The organism is Micromonospora pallida (genome assembly GCF_900090325.1).
Taxonomy (GTDB): Bacteria; Actinomycetota; Actinomycetes; order Mycobacteriales; family Micromonosporaceae; genus Micromonospora; species Micromonospora pallida.
Genome location: NZ_FMHW01000002.1, coordinates 1930997 through 1954735 on the forward strand (window position 1 = coordinate 1930997; position 23739 = coordinate 1954735).

At 72.5% G+C, this 23739-nt stretch carries 25 protein-coding genes and 2 riboswitches; of the genes, 17 read left to right on the top strand and 8 right to left on the bottom strand.

Annotated elements, in window-relative coordinates; all coding sequences use genetic code 11:
* Nucleotides 1-45: 45 nt before the first annotated feature.
* The 10 genes from gcvH (at nt 46) to gcvP (ending at nt 9817) form a co-directional block, all read left to right on the top strand.
* Nucleotides 46-426, top strand: coding sequence for a glycine cleavage system protein GcvH (gene gcvH / locus GA0074692_RS08410; protein ID WP_091641329.1), 381 nt, complete (start codon nt 46-48; stop codon nt 424-426).
* A 216-nt stretch (nt 427-642) separates the two neighbouring features.
* The gene (gene odhI, locus GA0074692_RS08415) at nt 643-1095 is read left to right on the top strand and encodes an oxoglutarate dehydrogenase inhibitor Odhl (protein ID WP_088983909.1); all 453 of its coding nucleotides are present in this window, start codon (nt 643-645) and stop codon (nt 1093-1095) included.
* Between the two features lie 50 nt (nt 1096-1145).
* Nucleotides 1146-1853, top strand: a complete 708-nt coding sequence (gene ftsR / locus GA0074692_RS08420) for a transcriptional regulator FtsR (protein WP_176738680.1) — start codon at nt 1146-1148, stop codon at nt 1851-1853.
* 172 nt (nt 1854-2025) lie between these two features.
* A complete protein-coding gene (locus GA0074692_RS08425) occupies nt 2026-2490 on the top strand; it encodes a bifunctional nuclease family protein (RefSeq protein ID WP_091641338.1) in 465 nt (154 codons plus the stop codon).
* 202 nt (nt 2491-2692) lie between these two features.
* Nucleotides 2693-3277: a MerR family transcriptional regulator gene (locus tag GA0074692_RS08430; RefSeq protein WP_091641342.1), complete on the top strand. Its 585-nt coding sequence runs from the start codon at nt 2693-2695 to the stop codon at nt 3275-3277.
* 192 nt (nt 3278-3469) lie between these two features.
* Entirely contained in the window at nt 3470-3865 is a 396-nt protein-coding gene (locus GA0074692_RS08435) for a group I truncated hemoglobin (RefSeq protein ID WP_091641345.1), read from the top strand.
* A gap of 2 nt (nt 3866-3867) precedes the next feature.
* Nucleotides 3868-5043: a globin domain-containing protein gene (locus GA0074692_RS08440; protein ID WP_091641349.1), complete on the top strand. Its 1176-nt coding sequence runs from the start codon at nt 3868-3870 to the stop codon at nt 5041-5043.
* Complete coding sequence (locus tag GA0074692_RS08445; RefSeq protein ID WP_091641352.1) at nt 5040-5744, top strand: DivIVA domain-containing protein; 705 nt, start codon at nt 5040-5042, stop codon at nt 5742-5744. The genes GA0074692_RS08440 and GA0074692_RS08445 overlap by 4 nt, the downstream gene beginning before the upstream one ends.
* 144 nt (nt 5745-5888) lie before the next feature.
* Nucleotides 5889-6737, top strand: a complete 849-nt coding sequence (locus GA0074692_RS08450; RefSeq protein ID WP_091641355.1) for an NAD-dependent protein deacetylase — start codon at nt 5889-5891, stop codon at nt 6735-6737.
* A gap of 83 nt (nt 6738-6820) precedes the next feature.
* Nucleotides 6821-6921, top strand: a riboswitch (glycine riboswitch).
* 73 nt (nt 6922-6994) lie between these two features.
* Nucleotides 6995-9817 carry an aminomethyl-transferring glycine dehydrogenase gene (gene gcvP / locus GA0074692_RS08455; RefSeq protein ID WP_091641358.1) on the top strand — a complete coding sequence of 941 codons (2823 nt, stop codon included), beginning with the start codon at nt 6995-6997 and terminating at the stop codon, nt 9815-9817.
* Nucleotides 9818-9979: 162 nt separating this feature from the next.
* Here the strand turns inward: gcvP and GA0074692_RS08460 are convergent, their stop codons facing one another.
* Nucleotides 9980-10180, bottom strand: a complete 201-nt coding sequence (locus GA0074692_RS08460; protein WP_091641361.1) for a DUF5999 family protein — start codon at nt 10178-10180, stop codon at nt 9980-9982.
* A 99-nt stretch (nt 10181-10279) separates the two neighbouring features.
* Here GA0074692_RS08460 and GA0074692_RS08465 point away from each other — a divergent pair, with 99 nt between their 5' ends.
* Nucleotides 10280-11494 carry a chorismate-binding protein gene (locus GA0074692_RS08465; RefSeq protein WP_176738355.1) on the top strand — a complete coding sequence of 405 codons (1215 nt, stop codon included), beginning with the start codon at nt 10280-10282 and terminating at the stop codon, nt 11492-11494.
* Between the two features lie 139 nt (nt 11495-11633).
* Here the strand turns inward: GA0074692_RS08465 and pip are convergent, their stop codons facing one another.
* The gene (gene pip, locus GA0074692_RS08470; RefSeq protein WP_091641367.1) at nt 11634-12590 is read right to left on the bottom strand and encodes a prolyl aminopeptidase; all 957 of its coding nucleotides are present in this window, start codon (nt 12588-12590) and stop codon (nt 11634-11636) included.
* A gap of 130 nt (nt 12591-12720) precedes the next feature.
* Between pip and GA0074692_RS08475 the strand changes: the two genes are divergently transcribed.
* A complete protein-coding gene (locus tag GA0074692_RS08475) occupies nt 12721-13512 on the top strand; it encodes a TetR/AcrR family transcriptional regulator (RefSeq protein ID WP_091641369.1) in 792 nt (263 codons plus the stop codon).
* 9 nt (nt 13513-13521) lie between these two features.
* Nucleotides 13522-14028, top strand: a complete 507-nt coding sequence (locus tag GA0074692_RS08480) for a peptide deformylase (RefSeq protein WP_091641372.1) — start codon at nt 13522-13524, stop codon at nt 14026-14028.
* On the opposite strand, the gene GA0074692_RS08485 is transcribed toward GA0074692_RS08480, so the two are convergent.
* Both GA0074692_RS08485 and GA0074692_RS08490 read right to left on the bottom strand, forming a co-directional pair.
* Nucleotides 14011-14793: a GNAT family N-acetyltransferase gene (locus tag GA0074692_RS08485; RefSeq protein WP_245730235.1), complete on the bottom strand. Its 783-nt coding sequence runs from the start codon at nt 14791-14793 to the stop codon at nt 14011-14013. The genes GA0074692_RS08480 and GA0074692_RS08485 overlap by 18 nt on opposite strands.
* A gap of 48 nt (nt 14794-14841) precedes the next feature.
* On the bottom strand, nt 14842-15615 hold the full coding sequence (locus tag GA0074692_RS08490; protein WP_091641375.1) for a sulfite exporter TauE/SafE family protein: 774 nt from the start codon (nt 15613-15615) through the stop codon (nt 14842-14844).
* Nucleotides 15616-15792: 177 nt separating this feature from the next.
* Here GA0074692_RS08490 and GA0074692_RS08495 point away from each other — a divergent pair, with 177 nt between their 5' ends.
* On the top strand, nt 15793-16572 hold the full coding sequence (locus GA0074692_RS08495) for an endonuclease/exonuclease/phosphatase family protein (protein ID WP_091641380.1): 780 nt from the start codon (nt 15793-15795) through the stop codon (nt 16570-16572).
* Nucleotides 16573-16615: 43 nt separating this feature from the next.
* On the opposite strand, the gene GA0074692_RS08500 is transcribed toward GA0074692_RS08495, so the two are convergent.
* Complete coding sequence (locus GA0074692_RS08500; protein WP_342672832.1) at nt 16616-17389, bottom strand: TIGR03089 family protein; 774 nt, start codon at nt 17387-17389, stop codon at nt 16616-16618.
* A gap of 181 nt (nt 17390-17570) precedes the next feature.
* Between GA0074692_RS08500 and GA0074692_RS08505 the strand changes: the two genes are divergently transcribed.
* Together GA0074692_RS08505 and GA0074692_RS08510 are read left to right on the top strand one after the other, a co-directional pair.
* The gene (locus tag GA0074692_RS08505) at nt 17571-18695 is read left to right on the top strand and encodes an alpha-hydroxy acid oxidase (protein WP_091641384.1); all 1125 of its coding nucleotides are present in this window, start codon (nt 17571-17573) and stop codon (nt 18693-18695) included.
* A 36-nt stretch (nt 18696-18731) separates the two neighbouring features.
* The gene (locus tag GA0074692_RS08510) at nt 18732-18986 is read left to right on the top strand and encodes a hypothetical protein (RefSeq protein ID WP_091641389.1); all 255 of its coding nucleotides are present in this window, start codon (nt 18732-18734) and stop codon (nt 18984-18986) included.
* A gap of 48 nt (nt 18987-19034) precedes the next feature.
* Here the strand turns inward: GA0074692_RS08510 and GA0074692_RS08515 are convergent, their stop codons facing one another.
* A complete protein-coding gene (locus GA0074692_RS08515) occupies nt 19035-20477 on the bottom strand; it encodes a glycine hydroxymethyltransferase (protein ID WP_091641392.1) in 1443 nt (480 codons plus the stop codon).
* A 17-nt stretch (nt 20478-20494) separates the two neighbouring features.
* Nucleotides 20495-20584, bottom strand: a riboswitch (ZMP/ZTP riboswitch).
* Between the two features lie 152 nt (nt 20585-20736).
* On the opposite strand from GA0074692_RS08515, the gene GA0074692_RS08520 reads away from it, so the two are divergent.
* Nucleotides 20737-21612, top strand: coding sequence for a metallophosphoesterase family protein (locus GA0074692_RS08520; protein WP_091652987.1), 876 nt, complete (start codon nt 20737-20739; stop codon nt 21610-21612).
* 6 nt (nt 21613-21618) lie between these two features.
* Here GA0074692_RS08520 and GA0074692_RS08525 read toward each other — a convergent pair whose 3' ends face one another.
* Complete coding sequence (locus GA0074692_RS08525) at nt 21619-22119, bottom strand: hemerythrin domain-containing protein (protein ID WP_091641395.1); 501 nt, start codon at nt 22117-22119, stop codon at nt 21619-21621.
* A gap of 121 nt (nt 22120-22240) precedes the next feature.
* Nucleotides 22241-23713, bottom strand: coding sequence for a S8 family peptidase (locus GA0074692_RS08530; RefSeq protein ID WP_091641398.1), 1473 nt, complete (start codon nt 23711-23713; stop codon nt 22241-22243).
* Nucleotides 23714-23739: the final 26 nt, after the last annotated feature.

The following is a 23739-nucleotide window of genomic DNA, read 5'->3' on the forward strand; positions in this document are numbered from 1 at the left end:
TCCCGGCGCGCCGATTGGTCAGTACGAGGACGAAGGACGCGCCTGGTGATTCCTGAGGACCTGCGATACACCGCCGAGCACGAGTGGGTGGCGGGTGACGGTAGCGGCCCGGTCCGGGTCGGCATCACCCACTACGCGCAGGACGCGTTGGGCGACATCGTCTACGTCCAGTTGCCGGACGAGGGTGCGGTGGTGGCGGCCGGTGAGCCGCTGGGCGAGATCGAGTCGACCAAGAGCGTGTCGGAGATCTACGCGCCGGTGAGCGGGACGGTGACGGCGCGCAACGAGGCGCTCGGTGACACGCCCGAGGTGATCAACACCGACCCGTACGGTGCGGGTTGGCTGCTGGAGATCCGGCCGGACGATCCGGGCGTGGTGGCGGGTCTGTTGACCGCGGCCGGGTACGCCGACGTCATCGGGGGCTGAGTCCTCCGACCGGATCACGCGGTGTCTCCGCGCGTCCGGTTGCCCTGCATTTCGGCGCTGGCTAGGCTCGCCCAGTCGACCGAGAAACCAAATAGTTGAGCGTCGTGGAGAATTGCCTTCCCGGGCCCGGGGAGCCAGCCGCCGGGTGTTCCTGAGCCCGGCGGCCAAGACCGGTATTTACCCGACGCCGACCGAACAGATCCGTGAGGTGGTCCCATGACGCGCCCAGACGACGAGTTCCCCCCGCTCGACGTCACGTCGACGCTCAATCTCGGTTCGCTCGACGAAGTTCTCGAGGGTCCGGACACCGACGTGGTGCCGAGCCGGATGTCCGGTTCACTGCCGCCGGGTATGGCGTTGCTGGTGGTCCGTCGCGGACCGAATGCCGGTGCTCGGTTCCTGCTGGACCACGACGTGACGACAAGTGGCCGGCACCCGGACAGTGACATTTTCCTCGACGACGTGACCGTGTCGCGGCGGCACGCCGAGTTCCACCGCGACAGCGGCACGTTCACGGTGCGGGACGTGGGCAGCCTGAACGGCACGTACGTCAACCGGGAGCGGGTGGAGGCGGCGACGCTGAGCAACGGTGACGAGGTGCAGATCGGTAAGTTCCGGGTCGTGTTCATCGCCGGTCCGCGCCCGGAGGAGGAGGCCGGCCGGGGGTGAACGAGCCTGCGGTCTCCATGCCGCCCGGTGCGGCCCGGTCCCAACCGCTGATGAGCATCGGCGAGGTGCTGGCCCAGTTGCGGGTGGAGTTTCCGGACACCACGATTTCGAAGCTGCGGTTCCTCGAGGCCGAAGGCCTGGTGGAACCGCAGCGCACACCGGCGGGTTACCGGAAGTACAGCTGGGACGACGTGGCCCGGCTGCGGTTCGTGCTGACCGCCCAGCGGGATCAGTACCTGCCGTTGCGGGTGATCCGTGAGCAGCTGGCCGAGTGGGACGCCTCGCCGGACGGCGCGGGCCGGCCACGGCCGACGTTGGTCGCGGTGGGGCCGGGCGGTGAGGTGCCCGGTCGCGCGCCGACCGAGCCGGATCCGGTCGAGTCGGCCTCCGTACGGCTGAGCCGCACGGACCTGGTGGCCCGCAGCGGCATCGAGGAGTCCACCCTGGGCGAGCTCGAGCGGCTCGGGGTGGTGGTGTCGAGCCCGCCCGGCTGGTACGACGGGGACGCCCTGATCATCGCGCGGGCGGTGGCGGGGCTGGCCGCGTACGGGCTGGAGCCCCGGCATCTGCGGGCCTTCCGGACGGCGGCAGACCGGGAGGCGGGGTTGTTCGCGCAGTTGCTGCTGCCGTTGGCGCGGCAGAACGACCCGGCGGCCCGGGCCCGGGCGGCGGAGACCGCCCGGGAGCTGGTGGCGCTGTCGCAGCAGCTGCACGCGGCGTTGGTCCGGGTCGGGCTGCGGTCGACGCTGGGTCGGTGAGGGGACGGCGGTGGAGATCTGCTCCAGGGAGCGTGTCGTAGGCTTCCTGGGGTAATCCCTCGCCGGGGCGGGTGCGGCGGGCGCGGTGCGCGCGGGACGGTCGTCTCGGGGTCCGTGTACCGTGCAGGGAAGGGCGCGGTGCGGCGTAGGTGACAACGACACGGAGGCGGCGGTGCGCGAGCTGAGCGTGGTCGGAGTTCGGGTGGAATTGCCCACCAACCAGCCGATCGTCCTGCTCAGGGAGGTCGAGGGGGACCGCTATCTGCCGATCTGGATCGGCGCGGTCGAGGCGACGGCGATCGCCTACGAGCAGCAGGGTGTGAAGACGGCCCGGCCGTTGACGCACGACCTGCTGCGGGACGTGTTGGCGGCGTTGAAGGCGCCGCTGCGGGCGGTGGAGATCACCGAGTTGAAGGAGAACGTCTTCTACGCCGACCTGCTGATCGGGGACGGGCTGCGGGTGTCCGCCCGGCCGAGCGATTCGATCGCGTTGGCGTTGCGGGTCGGTGCGCCGATTCGTTGTGCCGAGCAGGTCCTCAGCGAGGCGGGGATCGTGATTCCCGACGAGCAGGAGGACGAGGTGGAGAAGTTCCGGGAGTTCCTCGATCAGGTCCGCCCGGAGGACTTCGCCGGCTGACCCGGTCGTCGCGCCGGACACGTCGGGCTCCGAACGGTCGCCCGTGGATTGTGGATCGTCACGGTGCGTGATACTTGGGTGATCGTTCGGCGTGTCGCGACGCTGTCTGCCCGGTAACTCCTGAACCCCGCTATAAGGTTGCCGTGTCGAGGGGTGCACGTCCCAAACGACGTGTCACCGCACGGGCGGGGAGGTTGTCGGGATGCACGGGCCACGAGATTCTGATCCGGGTACGGCGCCGCAGGGCCTCGGTGAGGTGTCGCCGACGCTGGCGACGGAGGGTGACGACTCGGTGGGCTACCGGGGCGTGACGGCGTGCGCGGCGGTGGGCATCAGTTATCGGCAGTTGGACTACTGGGCCCGCACCGCGTTGGTGGTGCCGAGCGTCCGGGACGCCTCGGGTTCGGGGACCCAGCGGCTCTACTCCTTCCGCGACCTGGTGGTGTTGAAGGTCGTGAAGCGGTTGCTGGACGCCGGGGTGTCCCTTCAGAACATTCGCAAGGCGATCGAGGCGTTGCGGTCGCGGGGGGTCGGTGACCTGGCGGGCATCACGTTGATCTCCGACGGTACGACGGTGTACGAGTGCCGTTCCCCGGAGGAGGTGGTCGACCTGTTGCAGGGCGGCCAGGGGGTGTTCGGCATCGCCATCGGCGGCGCGTTCAAGGAGATTCAGGGGTCGCTGTCGCACCTACCGGCAGAGCCGGCGGTGCCGGGTGTCGAGGAGCCGGCGTCGCCCGTGGTGGGCGACGAGTTGGCGGCCCGGCGGGCCCGGCGTCGGGCGGGCTGAGAAGCCGAGGGAGCGACCGTCCGTGATGGACGGCGCACGGGAGCCGACAGGCCGGGCGCAGGTCGTCCGGGCGGACACGCTATCGTCCGTCAGACGGTCAGCCGGTGCGACCCGAACGGTCATGCCGGGTGACCCGCCCGTTGGCCCGCGCGTTCGTCGCGCGGTACCCCTCCCTTCTTGGAAGGATTGACCGTGACGGTTACCGAGCAGTCCATCCCCTCGCACTATGAACGCATCGGTGGCGCGGCGGCCGTGAAGGCCGCCGTCGAACTCTTTTACGACCGGGTGCTCGTCGACCCGGAACTGGCCGGCTACTTCACCGGTCTCGACATGGTCGCGCAGCGGCGGCATCTGGCATTGATGCTGACCGTGGTGCTCGGCGGCCCCAACGAGTACACCGGCCGGGGGCTCGCCGAGGCCCACCAGCCGTTGGGCATCCCGCAGGCGCACTACGAACTGGTCGGCGGGCACCTGATGGCCGTGTTGACGCAGTTGGGCGTGCCGGTGGACGTGCAGGAGCACGTGCGGGTGGTGTTGGGTCAGGTGCAGGACCAGGTGGTGGCCAGCGGATCCCGTTCGGGCGTCTGAACGTGGACGTCGCACGGCTCAAGCAGAGTTGGAACCTGGTCGCCGCGCACGGCGACCAGGTTCCGCTCTACTTCTACTCGGCGCTGTTCCTGTCCCACCCCGAGACCCGGCAGATGTTCCCGACGAACATGGCCGGCCAGCGGGACCGGTTGGTCACCGCGCTGGGACACATCGTGTCGAACGTCGACCAGGTGGACCGGCTGACCGGGTTCCTGCGGGACCTCGGCGCCGACCACCGGAAGTTCGCGGTGCGCCCGGAGCACTATCCGGCGGTCGGTGACGCGTTGCTGACCACGCTGCGGCACTTCCTCGCCGACCAGTGGACCGAGGAGCTGGCCCGGGACTGGGCGGGCGCCTACGGCCTGGTGTCCCAGGTGATGATCGAGGCGGCGCAGGCGGCGGAGCAGGTCAACCCGCCGTGGTGGGTCGGGGAGATCGTCGGGCATGAGCGGCGGGGCTTCGATGTGGCGGTGCTGACCCTGCGTCCGCAGTACCTGTTGCCGTTCACGCCGGGCCAGTCGATCGGGGTGTCGCACCCGGCGGTGCGGGCATGGCGGTACTACTCCCCGGCGAACGCGCCCCGCCCGGACGGCACGATCGAGTTGCACGTGCGGGCCGCTCCGGGTGGGGCGGTGAGTTCGCGGCTGGTGTTCGGATGCGCGGTGGGCGACCACCTCAACCTGGCGGCCCCGGTGGGGGACCAGTTGACGCTCTGGCCGGCAGGTGGAGCTGACCTGCTGCTGCTCGCCTCCGGCACCGGCTGGGCGCCGGTGAAGGCGCTGGTGGAGCAGGTGGCCGCGGAGGGCTCCCACCGGCGGGTCGACCTGTACGTGGGAGCGCGGTCACGGATGGAGTTCTACGACAGCGACGCCATCGACAAGCTGGCGGCGACGCATCCGTGGTTGACGGTGACGTACGTGCTGGGGATGGATCCGCGTCGGCCCGGGGAGTTGGTCCACCCGGTCGACCGGGCGATGGCCGACGGTGACTGGCGGTCCCGGCACGTGTACGTGTGTGGTTCGGACGAGATGGTGGGACATACGGCGCAGACGCTGTCCCGGGCCGGCTACCACGCCGGTCAGGTGCACCACGAGGGGCTGGGCAAGCACTGGTACGGCCCGGCGTGGCGCACGGCAATGGACTCGTCGTCGCAGGAGGATTCCGGAGGTACCCGGTGAGCACGACCCCGATCAGCAGGTACGAGGGTGTGACGGTGGCCGCGGGTGGGCCGCAGGTGCGGTTGACCGCGGACCGGGTGCGGCGGTGGGAGTTCTCGACAGCGTCGTTCACCCGCCGCGGTTACGACCACCACGACGTGGACCGGTTCCGGATGCAGGTCGCCGACGAGCTGGACCTGATGGTCACGCAGATCACGCGCCTGCGCGAGGAGAACGAGCGGCTCAACGACCGGGTGGAGCTGCACCGGCACGGGGTGATCCCGAGCGCCGGGTCGGCGGCGGCGATGCCGGCGGCCAAGGAGGTGAACCTGCTCTCCGCCGCGCAGCGCGAGGCAGAGCAGATCATCGCCCAGGCGCACGACTACGCCCGGCGGGTCGCCGAGTACGCGCGCATGCAGTACGAGAGCTACATGCAGGCGGCGGCGGAGGAGGCTCGGCAGGAGGCGGAGCGGGCGGTGCAGGACTACCGCCGCTCGGCCGGGTCGGAGTTCGACGACTCGGTGGCCACCCGGGAGGCGTTCCGCATCTACGGCGAGATGATGATCTCGCACATGCAGTCGGCGGCCCGTCAGCTCGACGACGGCTGTGCCCAACTGGCACGAACGATGGACCGCCTGGCCGGCCCGGCCGGTGCCGGACCGGCGGTGGCCGCCAACGGGGCCACTGCGGCCCTGCCGCGGCAGTATCCGCCGCAGCGGTGACCCCGGTGGGGCCGGTCCGCACGGACCGCCCCCACCGGTCGTCGGCCAGTCGGACCTGCCAGGGGTGTCGGGCCAGCCGCCCCCACCGGTTGTCGGCGCCCTGCCGGGTCGTCGCCGACGGGCTGGCTGAGGCAGCATGGACGGGTGACGGAGCAGGTCGACGCGGTGGCGGAACTGGTGGCCGCCGGTGGTGTGGTGGTGCTCAGCGGCGCGGGTCTGTCCACCGAGTCGGGTATCCCCGACTACCGGGGGCCCAGTGGTGTGGCGCGCCGGCACACCCCGATGACGTACCAGACGTTCACCGGGGACGTCGCCGCACGGCGTCGCTACTGGGCGCGTAGCCATCTGGGGTGGCGGCTGGTGGCCCGGGCCGCGCCGAACGACGGGCACCGGGCGGTAGCCCACTTGCAACACGCCGGCCTGGTGGACGCGGTGATCACCCAGAACGTCGACGGGTTGCACACCGCGGCGGGCAGCCCGCACGTGGTGGAGCTGCACGGTCGGCTCGACGAGGTGGTCTGCCTGGACTGCGGCAACCTCACCTCGCGGGAGGAACTGGACCGGCGGCTGCGCGAGGCGAACCCGGGCTTCGACGTGACGGTCACCGCGGTCAACCCGGACGGTGACGTGGATCTCCCCGCCGAGGCGGTGGCCGGGTTCCGGATGGTGGACTGCGGATTCTGCGGCACCGGCATGCTCAAACCGGATGTGGTGTTCTTCGGCGAGACGGTGCCCGCGCCCCGGGTGGCCCGCTGCTTCGACCTGGTGGAGCGGGCCCGACTGCTGCTGGTGCTCGGATCGTCGTTGACGGTGATGTCGGGGCGTCGATTCGTGCTGCGTGCGGCGAAACGGGACGTTCCGGTGCTGATCGTCAACCAGGGGCCCACCCGGGGCGACGGGTACGCGGCGCTGACCGTCGACGCGCCGCTGGGACGGTTCCTGTCGACCCTGGTCGAGCGCGTGGCGGCCGTACCGGTCGACGTGCTGTCCTGATTCGTCGCTCGGTGTCGTGATCCGCCCGGCGGGGTACGCCACCGCCGGGAGGACGCCGACGCTGGTAGCGTGGACCTTGCCGTACCACCCACGGGGGAGAGACCGCGCGGGACACCGTCCCAAGCGGCGCCGAAGGGGCAAATCCTCCCCGGAACCTCTCAGGCAAAAGGACCTCGTGGGCAGGCACTGTGGAGCGCCGTACGGGTGCGACAGAGGGGGAGGCCGATCCGTCGACCTGGCCCCCGGGAGCGCACCCCATGACCGTAGAGCAGTTCGCCGACCGCCACATCGGCCCCGATCCGGACGATGAGCGCCGGATGTTGGAGACCGTGGGGTACGGCTCCGTCGAGGAGCTGATGGACGCGGCGATCCCCGAGGTGATCCGCTGGCACGGCACGCTGGACCTGCCGGCGCCGGCCAGCGAGCGGGAGGCGATCGCCGAGCTGCGTGCCCTCGCCGCGGGCAACACCGTCGCCGTGTCGATGATCGGGCTCGGTTACCACGGCACGCACACCCCGGCGGTGATTCGCCGGAACGTGCTGGAGAACCCGTCCTGGTACACGGCATACACCCCGTACCAGCCGGAGATCAGCCAGGGCCGGCTGGAGGCGCTGCTGAACTTCCAGACCATGGTCACCGACCTGACCGGCCTGGCCACCGCGAACGCCTCGATGCTCGACGAGGGCACCGCCGCGGCGGAGGCGATGACCCTGGCCCGCCGGGCCACGAAGACCAAGAGCAACGTGTACGTGGTCGACGCGGACACCCTGCCGCAGACCATCGCGGTGATCGCCGGCCGGGCCGAGCCGCTCGGCATCGAGGTGCGGGTGGTCGACGTCGAGCGGGACGAACTGCCGGCGGAGTTCTTCGGCCTGCACCTGCAGTACCCGGGGGCATCCGGGGCGGTACGGGACCACGCCGACGTGGTGGCGGCGGCGCACACCGCCGGTGCCCTGGTGACGGTGGCGGCGGACCTGCTGGCCCTGACGCTGCTGCGTCCGCCGGGCGAGATCGGCGCGGACATCGCCGCCGGCACCACCCAGCGGTTCGGGGTCCCGATGGGCTTCGGTGGGCCGCACGCCGGCTACCTGGCGGTCCGGGCGGGGCTGGAGCGGATGCTGCCGGGCCGACTGGTCGGGGTGTCGAAGGACGCCGACGGCAACCGGGCGTACCGGTTGGCGTTGCAGACCCGTGAGCAGCACATCCGCCGGGAGAAGGCGACCAGCAACATCTGCACCGCGCAGGTGCTGCTGGCAGTGATGGCCGGCATGTACGCCGTCTACCACGGCCCGGACGGGCTGCGGAAGATCGCGGCGCGTACCCACGACATGGCGGCGCGGCTGGCGGCCGGGCTGCGCGCCGGCGGGGTGACCGTCGCGGACGTGGCGTTCTTCGACACGGTCTGCGCGCACGTGCCGGGGCGGGCCGCTCAGGTGGTCGCCGAGGCCGAGACGCGGGGGGTGAACCTGCGCCTGGTCGACGCCGACCGGGTGGGCATCTCCTGCGACGAGACGACTACCGTCGCGCACCTCGATGCGGTGTGGGCGGCGTTCGGGGTGACGCCGGTGACCGGCGCGGTGGACGCGGCCCTGCCGGCCGCCCTGGCGCGGACCGGCGACATCCTCACCCACGAGGTGTTCCGCAGCCACCACTCGGAGACGGCGATGCTGCGCTACCTGCGCCGTCTCGCCGACTTCGACTACGCCCTGGACCGGGGCATGATCCCGCTGGGGTCGTGCACGATGAAGCTGAACGCGACCACCGAGATGGAGCCGGTGACCTGGCCGGAGTTCGCCCATCTGCACCCGTTCGCGCCGGCCGTGCAGACCGCCGGGTACCGCGAGCTGGTCGCCCAGCTGGAGGGGTGGCTGGCGGAGGTCACCGGCTACGACGCGGTCAGTGTGCAGCCCAACGCCGGTTCGCAGGGGGAGCTGGCGGGGCTGCTGGCGATCCGCTCGTACCACCGCAGCCGGGGCGAGGAGCACCGGAACGTGTGCCTGATCCCGTCGTCGGCGCACGGCACGAACGCGGCGAGCGCGGTGATGGCCGGGATGCGCGTGGTGGTGGTCGGCTGTGACGCCGACGGCAACGTGGACCTGGTCGATCTCGACGCGAAGATCGACAAGCACCGGGACGCGCTCGCGGCGATCATGGTGACGTACCCGTCGACGCACGGGGTATACGAGACCGGCATCGCCCAGCTCTGCGCGAAGGTCCACGACGCCGGCGGTCAGGTGTACGTCGACGGGGCGAACCTCAACGCCCTGGTCGGCTACGCCAAGCCGGGCCGGTTCGGGGCGGACGTGTCGCACCTGAACCTGCACAAGACGTTCTGCATCCCGCACGGCGGGGGCGGCCCGGGGGTGGGGCCGGTGGCGGTGCGGGCGCACCTGGCGCCGTTCCTGCCCGGTGACCCGGTCGGCGGGCACGACGCCGACCGGCCGGCGGTGTCGGCGGCCCGGTACGGGTCGGCGGGGATCCTGCCGATCCCGTGGGCGTACCTGCGGATGATGGGCGCCGAGGGGCTGACCCGGGCGACCGGGGTGGCGGTGCTGGCCGCGAACTACGTGGCGGCCCGGCTGCGCGCCCACTACCCGGTGCTGTACGCCGGCAACAAGGGCCTGGTGGCGCACGAGTGCATCCTGGACCTGCGGCCGCTGACGAAGGCGACCGGGGTCAGCGTGGACGACGTGGCCAAGCGGTTGATCGACTACGGGTTCCACGCGCCGACGATGTCGTTCCCAGTCGCCGGGACGCTGATGGTGGAGCCGACCGAGAGCGAGGACCTGGCCGAACTGGACCGGTTCTGCGACGCGATGATCGCCATTCGGGCGGAGATCGACCGGGTGGGCTCGGGGGAGTGGCCGGCGGGGGACAACCCGCTGTCGAACGCCCCGCACACCGCGGCGACGGTGTCGGCCGACGAGTGGCCGCACCCGTACCCGAGGTCGGTGGCCGCGTACCCGGTCGGGGTGGACCGGGCCGGGAAGTACTGGCCGCCGGTGCGGCGGGTCGACGGCGCGTACGGTGACCGGAACCTGGTGTGTTCGTGCCCGGCGCCGGAGGCGTTCGCCGAGTGAGTCGGGTCGCGCCGGGGCGGTGGTGACGCCGCCCCGGCCGGCGCGGTTCGCGTTCGCGGCCCCCTGACGTCGGCCCTGCTCGCCTGGGACAAGCCTGGCCCGGGATTGCCGAGGTCTAGGCTGGAGCAGGGCGGCCGTCGGACGGTCGGGGCGGCGTGGCCGTCAGGCGACGAGTGCGTGGCGGGCGGGACCGCGGTGCGGAGCGATGGTACGGCCGTCGGGGAGCAGCTCCCCGGTGTCCTCGAAGACGATCACACCGTTGCAGAGCAGGCTCCAGCCCTGCTCGCGGAAGCAGGCGATGATCCGGGCGGCTTCCCGGTCGGTCGCCTCAGCGGAGGGGCAGGTGGGCTGATGTTGACACATCGGGTTCTCCGGACCTTGGGGGCACTGTGTCATGGTTCACATGACCAGTGACGCACAGTACCAAGCAGAAGCGCACGACATCGAGCAGCAGTGGACAAAGTGCCCCGGAAATCCTCTGAACAGATGATCCCCCATGGTCCGGACAGCGTGATAACGCTCCCGCATCGGGTGGGCGCCCCGCCGGCCGCCCCACCCCGCTGCCGGCACGCCCTCGTCGAGCGCGCCCGCCTCGAGTGGCGCCCCACCGACGGTGGCGACCCCGCGGCCGTCGTCCAGGACTTCCTCACCGCCCACGGACTGCCCGTGACCGACCTGACCCGCCCCGCCGAGCACGACCCCACCGGTGTCTGCGGTGCCTCGCTGTACGTCTCCGCCGCCGCCGGCGCCCTCATGGCCGGCGCGCCGCCCGGCCCACCCACCCCCGCCCCGGCGCTGCCCGACGTCGCCGTGGTCGTCCACGGCCACACCGACCAGCCCACCGGCCCGCCACCACCGCGTGGCCCGTGGTGGCTCGGCGCGTGGGCGCCCAGTTGGACCCCCGACCAGCACGCCGCCGCCGTCGACATCGTCCGCGCCGCCATCGCCCGCGGCGACGTCTACCAGGTCAACGTCGTGGGCCACGCCGCCGCCCCCTACACCGGTGACCCCCTGCCGCCCCTGGCCCGCCTGTCCGGCCTGCCCGGCGCCCGCTACGGAGGAATCCTGCACGGCGACGGCTGGGCCCTCGGCTGCGCCTCCCCGGAGACCCTGGTCGAGGTCACCGCCGGCCGCGTCCTCACCCGCCCCATCAAGGGCACCCGCCCCGCCACCGCCCAGGGGCGCCGCGAGCTGCTCGAGTCCGCGAAGGAACGCGCCGAACACGTGATGATCGTCGACCTGGAACGCAACGACCTGGCTCGCCTGGCCCGCACCGGCAGCGTCCAGGTCGACGAGTTGTTCGCGGTACGCCGCTGGTGCGACCTGTGGCAGGCCGAATCCACCGTTTCCGCCGCCCTCGCCGACGGCCTCGGCCTCGCCGACCTGCTCCGCGCCGTCTGCCCCGGCGGCTCCGTCACCGGCGCCCCGAAACTCGCCGCCCTCACCCAGATCGCCGCCTGCGAACCCGTCGGTCGGGGGGCGGGCATGGGCGCCCTCGGCTGGGTCGGCCCCGGCCACGTCGACCTGGGCCTGACCATCCGCACCGCCGCGGCCGATCCCCACCGGCTGCACCTGTGGGCCGGGGGCGGGATCACCTGGGACAGCGACCCGGAGGCCGAGGTCGCCGAGGCCGTCGCCAAGGCCGCCCCGCTCCGCGCGGCCCTGGCCAACCCCTGACGTCCGCCCCGCGCGGCCCTGGCCAACCCCTGACGTCCGCCCCGCGCGGCCCTGGCCAACCCCTGCCGCCCCGCTCCGCGCCACCCTGGGCAACCCCGCCCAGACCCCGACCCGCGCCAACCCGGCCCCACCGGCGGGCTCAGGTCGCGGCGAACCCGTCCAGCGCGGCGGTCACCGCCTCGGCCATCCCCGGCCCCGAGGAGGCGCCGTGCCCGGCCGTCTCCACCACCACCAGCCGGGCCCCCGGCCACGCCTGCGCCAACCGCCACGGCCCGTCCAGCGGGCTGCTGATGTCCAACCGGCCATGCACCAGCACCCCCGGAACACCGGCCAGCCGGTCCGCACCCCGCAGCACCTCCTCCTCGGTCAGGAAACAGCCGTGCCGCCAGTAGTGGGTGACCAGCCGCGCGAACACCATCCGGAACACCGGATCGGCGTACCGGGGATCCGGCCGATGACCCGGCACGGTGCCCACATGCGTGTCCTCCCACGCGCACCAGTCCCGCGCCGCTCGCTCCCGGACCACCGGGTCCGAATCGGCCAGCAGGCGCGCGTACGCGTCCGCCAGACACCCGTCCCGGTCCGCCGCCGGCACCCCGTCCCGGAACCGCGCCCACTCCTCCGGGAACACCCGTCCCATGTCCCGGGTGATCCAGTCGATGTCCCGGCGGGTACCCAGCGTCACGCTGAACAGCACCACCTCCGACACCCGGTCCGGGTGCCGCTGCGCGTACACCAACCCCAGCGTGCTGCCCCACGATGCCCCGAACACCAGCCACCGCGACACCCCCAGGTGCGCCCGCAGCCGCTCCAGGTCGGCCACCAGGTGATCGGTGGTGTTCGTCGACAGGTCCACCGACACGTCACCCGCGCTGGGCGTGCTCCGCCCACACCCCCGCTGGTCGAGAAAGACGATCCGGTACCGCGCCGGGTCGAGGTGCCGGGCCCAGCCCGGCGCGCACCCCGACCCCGGACCGCCGTGCACCACCACCACCGGCTTTCCGTCCGGGTTCCCGCCGACCTGCCAGAACACCCGGTGTCCGTCGCCGACGTCCAGCATGCCCTCCGCCTGTGCCCGCATCTCGGGATACGACATGGGTTGTCCTCCTGCCTCCTGGTGTGATCGGAACCGGCCATGCTGACCGATCCGAACCGTACCCGCGACCGGATTTCCGCCCCGCCCACCGCACCGGCCCACCGAGCGCCCTACCGTAGGGTGGCCGGTGATGACCACCGAGTACAGCGGCACCGGCGACCCCGCCCGCAGCCTCGCCCTTCTCTGGCGCACCCGCGAGCGACCCACCCGACGCGGCCGACCCGACCTCACCGTCGACCGGATCGTCCACGCCGCCATCGACCTCGCCGACACCGAGGGGCTGTCCGCCCTGTCCATGCGCCGCGTCGCCGAGCACCTCGGCGTCGGCACCATGAGCCTCTACACCCACGTGCCCGGCAAGGGCGAGCTGCTCGACGTCATGGTCGACACCGTCTACGGCGAGACCAGCGACCCGCCCGTCCTGCCCGACGGTGACTGGCGCGCCCGCCTCGCCCACGTCGCCCACACCAACTGGAACCGCTACCTGCGGCACCCCTGGCTGCTCCAGGTCGCCACCACCCGCCCCCCGCTCGGCCCGCACACCATCGCCAAGTACGAGGCAGAACTCCGCGCCGTCGAGGGCATCGGCCTGACCGACCTCGAGATGGACGCCGTCGTCACCCTCGTCAACGGGTACGTCCACGGCGCCGTACGCGGGGCCGTGGAGGCCGCCCAGGCCGCCGGCCGTACCGGCATGACCGACGAACAGTGGTGGTACGCGCACGCCCCCTACCTGGAGACGGCCCTCGACCCGCGCCGCTACCCGACCGCCGCCCGGGTCGGCACCACCGCCGGGGAGGAGTACGGCGGCACCACCGACCCCACCCAGGCGTTCGCCTTCGGTCTCGACCGGATCCTCGACGGCATCGCCGTCCTCGTCGCCGGCCGACCGGACGCCGCACCCCCCGCAGCCGGCAGATAACCTTCCGCCATGACCATGCGCCCCATCCGGATCATCGGCGATCCCGTCCTGCGAACCCCCTGCGAAACCGTCACCAGCTTCGACGCCGAGCTACGCGCCCTGGTCACCGACCTGATGGACACCCTCCTCGGTGCCCCCGGCCGGGCCGGTGTGGCCGCCCCCCAGATCGGCGTCAGCGCCCGGGTGTTCGTCTACGACGCCGACGGCCACCGCGGCCACCTGGTCAACCCCACCCTGGAGCTGTCCACCGAACTCCAGGACGACGACGAGGGCTGCCTCTCCATTCCCGGCCTGTACTTCCCGACCCCCCGTGCCCTGCACGCCACCGCCCACGGCTTCGACCAGCACGGCGAACCACGCACCATCACCGGCAGCGGGTTCCTCGCCCGCGCCCTGCAACACGAGACCGACCACCTCGGCGGCACCCTCTACGTCGACACCCTGCGCGGCGATACCCGCCGTCGGGCGCTCCGCGAGATCCGCGCCGGCCGGTACGACTCACCCCGCCGCCGCTGACCCCCACGCGGTCAACGGGAACTCCCCGTACTCGTCCACCGGGGTGAACCCGAGCCGTTCGTAGAGCCGTAACGCCGTCACGTTGTCCGCCCGCACGTTCAGCGCCACGTGGTCGACACTGTCGCGTAGCCGCGTGCAGAGCGCGGCCACCACCGCCGACCCGAAACCCCGACCCCGGAACTCCGGCCGGGTGGCGACGTTCCCCAGCGCCGCCACCCGGTACACCGGCGACCACACGTGCACACCGGCCACCGCCGCCAGCTGACCGGCCACCCGGACGCCCACGTACTGACCGGTCTCCAGCATCCGGGGATCGAACCAGTTGTCCGGATACGCCGCCGCGTACAGCTCCACCAGCTCCGGTAGATCGGTCTCGGTCAGCACGGTGCCGTCCGCCCGCACCCCGGCCAACCGCCCGACGTCGGTCAACGCGAGCCGGCGATGTGCCACCGCGCCGTCCACCCGGTACCGGCCCGCCAACGCGTCCACCAGGCCGGGGGAGAGGTGCGCGTACACGCGCTCCGGCAACGACGGCGCCAGCTCCGTCAGCAGCGCGCCCAACTCGGCCACCCGTTCCGGTCGGCCGAACGCCAGCAGCGTCGGTGGACTCGTCGCCCCGTACAGCAGCACCACCTGGTCACCGCGCCGGAACCACGTCGTGTACGGCCAGAAGAAGTCGTCGAGGTCACCCAGTTGGTAGACGTGCCGCAGTGGATCCCGGCGCAACAGCTTCGCCAACACCGCCCGGTCGCGTTCCACCCACACCCGCAGATGGTCACACACCACCGACGCCGGGACCGTCCCGCCGTCAGGTCAGCGGGCCAGCCACTGGTCGTAACCGAGCTTCGCGACCAATGCCAGCACCACCACCAGCAGCACGATCCGTACGAACCCGGCCCCGCGCCGCAACGCCATCCGCGCGCCCACGGCCGCGCCCGCGATGTTGCACACCGCCATGGCCAGCCCCAGCCACCACCAGACGTGCCCGGCCAACCCGAAGACCACCAGCGCGCCCAGGTTCGTGCCGGCGTTGACGATCTTGGCCATCGCCGAGCCGTGCACGAAGTCCGCCCCCACCAGCAGCGTGAATGCCACCACCAGGAAGGTCCCCGTGCCCGGACCGATCAACCCGTCGTACAACGCGATCCCGCCACCGGCCACCAGCACCGCCGCGACCACCCGCTTCGGGGTGCGCCGCTCCGGCAACGCCACCACCCCAAGCTGGGGCCGCAGCGCGACGAACACCGCCACCGCCATCAGCACCGCCAGCACCACCGGTCGGTACGCGCCCGCCGGCACCGCCCCGGCCAGCGCCGCGCCCACCCCGGCGCAGACCACCGCCAACCCGGCCGCTGGACCCGCCACCGACCAGTCGATCTTCGTGTGTCGCGCGTAGGTCACCGCCGCCGTCGACGTTCCCGCGATCGCCGCCAGCTTGTTCGTCCCCAACGCCGTCGCCACCGGCACCCCCGGGGCGGCCACCAACAGCGCCGGCAACAACAGCAGCCCACCGCCACCCACCACGGCATCCACCCAGCCCGCCAGGGCAGCCGCAGTGAGCAGGGACGTCAACGACAGTGCATCCACGGGCCGCCATTCTTCCCACCCCTACCCGCCCGACGAGACCTCCTGTGGGCAGCCTCACCGGCCACGACGGCGACGCAGCCACAATCCCGCCGCGCCGATCGCCACGAAGAGCACCATCGAACACAGCAGCACCCTCACCATCCGGCAACCCTCCTATCACCACGTATCGTGCATAAGGTGCGCCTGGCCACCTTCAACCTGCTGCATGGCCGATCCCCGGCCGACGGCCTCGTCGACCCGGACCGCCTCACCGCCGCCGTCACCGCCCTCGACGCCGACATCCTCGCCCTTCAGGAAGTCGACCGCGACCAGAGCCGTAGCGGGAACCTCGACCTCACCGCCATCGCCGCCCGCGCCCTCGGCGCCCCGGAACACCGCTTCGCCGCCGCCGTCGTCGGCACCCCCGGCGAACGGTTCCGCCCACTCACCCACGACGACGACGGCCACGGCGAACCCTGCTACGGCGTCGGCCTGATCAGCCGCTACCCCGTGCACACCTGGCAGGTCACCCGACTCCGTCCCGCCCCGATGCGCTCCCCGGTCTACGTACCCGGCCCTGGCGGTGGGCTGCTCTTCCTGCGCGACGAACCCCGCGTCGTCCTGGCCGCGGTCCTGGACACCCCGTACGGCCCGCTGACCGCCGCCGCCACCCACCTGTCGTTCGCCCCGGGCTGGAACGCCCACCAACTACGCCGGGTCGTCCGCGCGCTCCGCACGCTCCCCGCGCCCCGGATCCTGCTCGGCGACCTGAACCTGCCCACCACCGCAGCCCGCCTCGTCTCCGGCTGGCAGCCCCTCGGCCGGCAGCCCACCTATCCGGCCGTGCATCCCCGGGTGCAGCTCGACCACATCCTCGTCGACCGGTACGACGCACACCGGCTGCCGCCGGTCACCGCCGTCACCACCCCGGTCTCCACCATCTCCGACCACCGTCCGCTCGTCGTCGACCTCGGTTGAGCCCTCGACGCGGCGTGCGGCTGCCGCAGTCGCGCCCGGACGCTCAGAGGAGCCGGGTGACCTGTTCGGCCGCGATCCGGTCGTCGACCCGGTCCGGGTCGAGGTTGGCGCAGACCACCAGGGACGCGCCGACCGCCAGCGGGGCGAGCAGCCAGGTCACCGGCTCGTCGTGCTCGGCCACGTCGACCAGCACCCGGTCGCCACGGCGCAGGCCACGCAGATCGGCGAGCTCCCGCGCCAGTTCCCCCCACTGCCGGTAGCTGGTCCCGTCGACACTCGCCGGGTCCGACTGCCGGACCACCGCGTACGGCGGAAGGCTGTCGGGATACCGGCGCGCCTCGGTGAGGAAGTCGAGGTACCCGGTGGGCGGCTCCGCCGTCGGTGCCCCCGCCGGGCCGAGGCCGAGGACGAACCGGTGGGTGGCCTCGGGCGGGTTGTCCAGCCAGTCGTCGACCCGGTGCCGGGCGACGAAACTGGCGTCCAGCGGCTCGTCCACGCCTGGCCCCAGCGCGGCCAGACCCGCGGTGGCCCGTCCCCGGAACGACACCGCCACCCCGGCCGCCCAGCATCCGAGCAGCACGGCGGCGGTCTGCCAGTGCGGCGGCAGCAGCACGGCCGCCCGGCTTCCGGGACCCAGCCCGCACCCCGCACGCAGCAGCCCGGCCGTCCGTGCGGCCCAGCCACCCAGTTGCACCGCGCTGAGCGCGGTCCGCTCGCCGGTCGCGTCGTCGTAGTACGTCAGCAGCGGCTGGTCGGCCCCGTCGACCGTGGCCCCGGCGAGCAGGTCGGGCACGTCGATGGCGGTGGGCATGGTCATGCGACCCTCCGGAGCAGTTGCGGCACGGACCGCTGTCACCCTATCCGCCCCGCCGTGGGTGACCGGCGGCCAGGCCGAGCCGATCGATTGACGACTGCCAGCGGCGCGGTAAGTTTGCTGAGCCATCGTCCGGGGCGCTGTCGGGTGGCGGACCGCACCGGCCGCCGACTGTGGAGGTGCGATGTCGACCCCGGAGAGCACCGCCGGACGGCCTGCCGACGACCGGGTGGTGTGCCTGGCCGACTTCGCCGGGGCCGCCCGGGCCGTCCTCCCCGCCGACGTGTGGGACTTCGTCTCCGGCGGCAGCGGCGCGGAGACCACCCTCGCCGCCAACCGCGCGGCCCTGGACCGGGTCGCCGTGCTGCCCCGGGTGCTGCGCGGCGCGGGCGTGCCCCGACTGGACACCATGCTCGCCGGTCGGCCGGCCGCGCTGCCGGCGGCGGTGGCGCCGATGGCGTACCAGCGGCTGGTGCACCCCGACGGGGAGCGGGCCCTGGCCACGGCGGCCCGGGGCGCGGGCGTGCCCTACGTGGCCAGCACGCTCGGTAGCTGCCCGGTCGAGGAGGTCGCCGCGACCGGCGCGGACGTCTGGTTCCAGTTGTACTGGCTGCGCGACCGGGCCCTGGTCGTCGACCTGCTGGCCCGCGCCGAGGAGGCGGGCTGCTCGGCGCTGATGGTGACCGTGGACGTGCCGGTGCTCGGCCGTCGCCTGCGCGACCTGCGCAACGCGTTCCGCCTGCCCGCCGGGGTGGTGGCCGCGAACCTGCCCGGCGGTCGGGACGACCTCGCCCACCAGGGCACTCCCGGTGTGTCGGCGGTGGCGGCGGACAGCGGCGCGGCGTTCGCTCCCGCCCTGACCTGGTCGGATTTGGCGTGGCTGCGGTCGGAGACCCGGCTGCCGCTGCTGGTCAAGGGGGTCCTCGACCCGCGCGACGCGGCCCTCGCCGTCTCGGTCGGCGCGGACGCGGTGGTGGTCTCCAACCACGGTGGCCGGCAGTTCGACGGCGCGCCCGCCACCGTCACCATGCTGCCCGAGGTGCTGGCGGCGGTCGATGGGCGTGCTGAGGTGCTGCTCGACAGCGGCGTGCGCAGCGGCACCGACGTGCTGCGCGCCCTGGCGCTCGGCGCGACCGGCGTGCTGGTCGGCCGGCCGATGCTCTGGGCGCTCGCCGTCGACGGGCGGGCCGGCGCGGAACGGGCCCTGTCGATGCTCGCCGAGGAGCTGCGCGACGCGCTGGCTCTGGCCGGCTGCGCCGACCCGACCGAGGCCCGCGACCTGCGCGTGCTTACCGGCGGAGACCGGTGATGGTGGTGATCCGGTGTGGACGGCGATAATGGCACGATGGTCGCCTGGGAGTACGCATTGCTGGTCCGCCGTTACCAAGGGCAGGGACGCAGCTTCGAGGTCACGTTCACCTGGTACGGCCCGGACGGCAACCGCCGGGACGTCACCCCCTACGGCGACACCGCCATCGCCCACCTCAACCGAGTGGGCCGGGAAGGGTGGGAACTGGTCTCCGCCGCCGAGGACGTCAACAACATCCAGGGCACCACGGAGGTGCACCGCTACCACCTCAAGCGGCCGATCACGATCTGAGTCCGGGCCGGGCGGTGCCGGGCCCGACCGGCCCGGCACCGCCCGCCGTCAGCCGAGGTCGACGGTGGGGTAGAGCGGGAAGCCGGCGACCAGGTCGCTGGCCTGCTTGGCGACGCGCTCGGCGAGCGCCGGCTCGAGGACGTACTTCGCCTTCGACGGGGTGCCGTCGGCGTTCGCCCCGGGGCGGGTCTGGCTCAGCACGGTGTGGATCAGCTCGGCGGTCTCGTCCATCTGGGCGGTGCCGAGGCCCCGGGTGGTCAGCGCCGGCGTGCCGATCCGGATGCCGGAGGTGTACCAGGCCCCGTTCGGGTCCTGCGGCACGGCGTTGCGGTTGGTCACGATGCCGGAGTCCAGCAGGGCCTGCTCGGCCTGCCGGCCGGTGAGCCCGTAGCCGGTCACGTCGATGAGCACCAGGTGGTTGTCGGTGCCCCCGGTGACCAGGGTGGCCCCGCGCCGCAGCAGCCCCTCGGCGAGGGCCTGCGCGTTGGCGACGATGCGCTGGGCGTAGTCGGCGAAGTCCGGGCGGCGGGCCTCGGCCAGGGCGACCGCCTTGGCGGCCATCACGTGCGGCAGCGGACCGCCGAGCACCATCGGGCAGCCCCGGTCCACCTGGTCGGCCAGCTCCGGGCCGCAGAGCACCATGCCGCCGCGCGGGCCCCGCAGCGACTTGTGGGTGGTGGTGGTGACGATGTGCGCGTGCGGCACCGGGTCGAAGTCGCCGGTGAAGACCTTGCCGGCGACCAGCCCGGCGAAGTGCGCCATGTCCACCATGAAGGTGGCGCCCACCTCGTCGGCGATCTCCCGCAGGATGCGGAAGTTGACCTTCCGGGGGTACGCGGAGTAGCCACCGACCAGGATCAGCGGCTTGAACTCCCGGGCTGCCTCGGCGACCTTGTCGTAGTCGATCAGGCCGGTGGTCGGGTCGGTGCCGTAGCTGCGCTGGTCGAACATCTTGCCGGAGATGTTCGGCCGGAACCCGTGGGTGAGGTGCCCGCCGGCGTCCAGCGACATGCCGAGCATCCGCTGGTTGCCCAGCTCGCGGCGGAGCGCGAACCAGTCGGCCTCGGTCAGGTCGTTGACGTGCCGGGCCTGTGCCCGCTTCAGCGCCGGCGCCTCGACCCGGTCGGCCAGGATCGCCCAGAACGCGACCAGGTTGGCGTCGATGCCCGAGTGCGGCTGCGCGTACGCGTGCGCGGCCCCGAACAGCTCCCGGGCGTGCTCGGCGGCGAGCGCCTCGACCGTGTCGACGTTCTGGCAGCCGGCGTAGAACCGGCGGCCCACGGTGCCCTCGGCGTACTTGTCGCTGAACCAGTTGCCCATCGCCAGCAGGGTGGCCGGGGAGGCGTAGTTCTCACTGGCGATGAGCTTCAGCGACTCCCGCTGGTCGGCCAGTTCGGCGCCGATCGCGTCGGCCACCCGGGGCTCGACGGCGCGGATCGCCTCAAGGGCGCTGCGGAAAGCGGTGGACTCGGCGTTCGGCGACGACGGCATGCGACCTCCAGTACGGTGCGGAAGGCCCAGGCGCTCGGCGTGCGTCCTCATGACGGGGCCGCTTCCCGATGGTGCTCCATCCCCACGCGCCAGTCACGGCCCACCGGCGATCCTACCGGGTCGGCCCATCCGCCTCCGGTGTGCCTCCGCCGCCACTGGACCGGCCCGCGAGCCGACCACCGCCGGGCCTTGCTGCGGGAACGCCGTGCGCCCCGTGCGGGGACGCCACCCCGGCGGCCGGGTCCGTAAGATCATGGCCATGCTGGGGGAGGACGGCGGCAGCCTGGTCGCGATCAGTGATCTGCACGTCGGGTACGCGGACAACCGCCGGATCGTCGAGGAACTGCGGCCGGAGTCGCCGCAGGACTGGCTGCTTGTCGCCGGGGACGTCGGCGAGACGGTCGCGCACATCGAGCGGACGCTCGGGCAACTGCGCGAACGGTTCGCCAAGGTGATCTGGGTGCCGGGCAACCACGAACTCTGGACCCCGCCCACCGACCCGGTCACCCTGCGGGGCGAGGAGCGGTACCGGCACGTGGTCGACCTGTGTCGCAAGCTCGACGTGGTCACCCCGGAGGACCCGTACGAGATCTGGCGCGGCCCGGGCGGCCCGGTCCGGATCGTGCCGCTCTTCCTCGGTTACGACTACACGTTCCTGCCCGACGGGATGGACCGGGAGGCGGCGCTGGCCGAGGCGCACCGCACCGGCATCGTCTGCACCGACGAGTACATGCTCCACCCCGACCCGTACCCGAGCCGGCAGGCGTGGTGCGCGGCCCGGCTGGCGCAGACCCAGGCCCGGCTCGACGCGCTCGACGAGATGCCGACCGTGCTGGTCAACCACTACCCGCTGGTCCGGGAGCCGACCCGGATCCTGCGGTACCCGATCTTCGCGCAGTGGTGCGGGACGACCGCGACTGCCGACTGGCACCTGCGCTACCGGGCCGCCGCGGTCGTCTACGGCCACCTGCACGTCCCCCGCAGCACGGTGTACGACGGGGTACGGTTCGAGGAGGTCTCGGTCGGCTACCCCCGCGAGTGGAAGCGCCGGCCGAATCCGCCGCGACTGCGGCAGATCCTCCCCGCCCCGACCGGCGAGGTACCGGAGTGGCCGGCGAGCCAGCCGCTCCGCTGACCGGGCTCAGGCGGTCATCGCGTCGAGCGCCTTCTTGAGCGCCTTCGGCGCGGTCGGCGTACGCGGGGCGTCCGGGCGCAGGGCCAGCATGCGCTCCCCGATCTCCTGCAACTGCTTACGGCCGAGCGCCTCGCGGACCTTCGGGAACCACTCCTGTTCCTCCTCCTCGACGTGGTGCGTCACGTTCTCGATCAGCACGGTCGTCTTGGCGACGAAGCGTTCGTCGTCGGCGTCCATGGCCGCCAACTCGACGCAGAGGACGTCGGCGACGTGGTGTTCCTCGTACGACTCCAGGATGTCGTCCTCGAGGTCGGGCAGGAGGCGGCGGATCTCCGGGTACATCACCTCGTTCTCGAGGTAGGTGTGTACGGTCAGCAGCTCCAGAATCCGGTTCACCAGTTCCTGCCGCCGCTTCGGCGGCCCCTCCTGGGCGTCCTGAAACTCCCGGAACAGGCGGCGGATCTCCTGGTGGTCTTCCTTCAGCAGCACGATGGCATCAGTGGACACCGTTGACCTCCTCGGGTGGGCTGGTGATCGCCTGCTACCCGGGGCGGGCCAGGCAAAACGAACCTCACCCGAACGGGTGTGGGCCCGGCACGAACCGTGCCGGGCCCACACCGTGGGGCGACTAGCGGACGACCGCGTACGCGTCGACCATGCCCGCGCCGTAGAAGCCGTTACGGGCCCCGCCGGAGCAGGTCGCGTCGTAGACGCTGCCCAGCAGCGGCACGGGGTTGTAGACCCCGGCCGGGCAGGACACCGGCGCGGCGGTCCGCTCCAGGAACGCCGAGAGCTGACCCGGGTTCATCCCCGGGTGCGCCGACGCGGCCAGGGCGGCCACTCCGGTCGCGTGCGGGCCCGACATCGAGGTGCCCTGCTTGTAGCCCCAGCCGTTGGTCCGGGTCACCACGTTGAACGTGGTGGACAGGATCGCGTCGGTGGTGGTGGAGCGGGCGCCCTCGGTGCGGAACCGGGTGTCGCCACCCGGCGCGGTCACGTCGACCACACCCAGGCCGTACGAGGAGTAGTAGCTCTTCGCCCCGGTCGGGCCGACCGCCGAGACGGTCACCACGCCCGGCGCCTCGCCCGGCAGGACGAGACAGGCGCTGTTGACCTCGCGCACCTCCGGCGTCCCGTTGTTCGGGCTGCCGTCGTCGATGTTCTTGTGCTGGAGGTCGTAGTTGGAGTTGCCGGCGGACGCCACGTGCAGCACGCCCTTGCTCTGCGAGTACCGGATGGCCCGCTGCACGGCCTGCCACACCGGACGCTGGCGGGCGTCGTTGCGGCAGTTCAGCTCCCACGGGTCGATGTAGTAGCTGTTGTTGGTCAGCTGCATGCCGTGCTCGGCGGCCCAGAGGAAGCCGCAGACCGCCGCCTCGGGGAAGATGTAGCCGTCGTTGTTGACGACCTTGACGGCGGCCACCTTGACGCCCGGGGCGACGCCGGTGACGCCGACGCCGTTGACGGCGGCGGCGATGGTCCCGGCCACGTGGGTGCCGTGGTCGGAGGTGGTCGGGTTCCAGGACGCCTCGGTGGTGTCCGCGACGCCGCCGAGGCAGCTCGCGCTCTTGTCCTTGGCGATCTGGCTGGCCAGGTCGGGGTGGCTGCTGGAGATGCCGCTGTCCAGCACCCCGACGACCACGTTCGGGCTGCCGGCGTTGACCGCGTGCGCCTGCGGCACGTTGATCATCGGCATGTCCCACTGCTGGCCGAAGAGCGGCTCACCGGCAGGGTTGGCGGTGGCGGACGCCGCGGCGAGGTCGGTCAGCTCCACCGTCTCGCCCTCGTCCAGCGCGGTGCCCAGGCCGGCGGTGGAGGCGACCGACTCGACCCCGGCACCGGCCACCTGCGTGGCGAAGTCGGGGTTGGTCGAGCGGACCACCAGCACACCGATCTGGTCGTACGTGGCGACCACGGTGCCCTGCGCGGCGGTCGCGCGGGCCACCGCCCGGTCCGTCGACGCGCCCTGCGGTGCGAGCACCAGGAACGTCGTCTCCGGACCGGCTGCGGACGCCGGAGCCAGCCCGCCGGTGACGGCGAGGCCGACACCGAGCGCCACGGTCGAGGCCGCGGCAAGTGTCTTGCGACGGATGAACTTCACACACACTCCCAGGGGCTGTTCCCGCC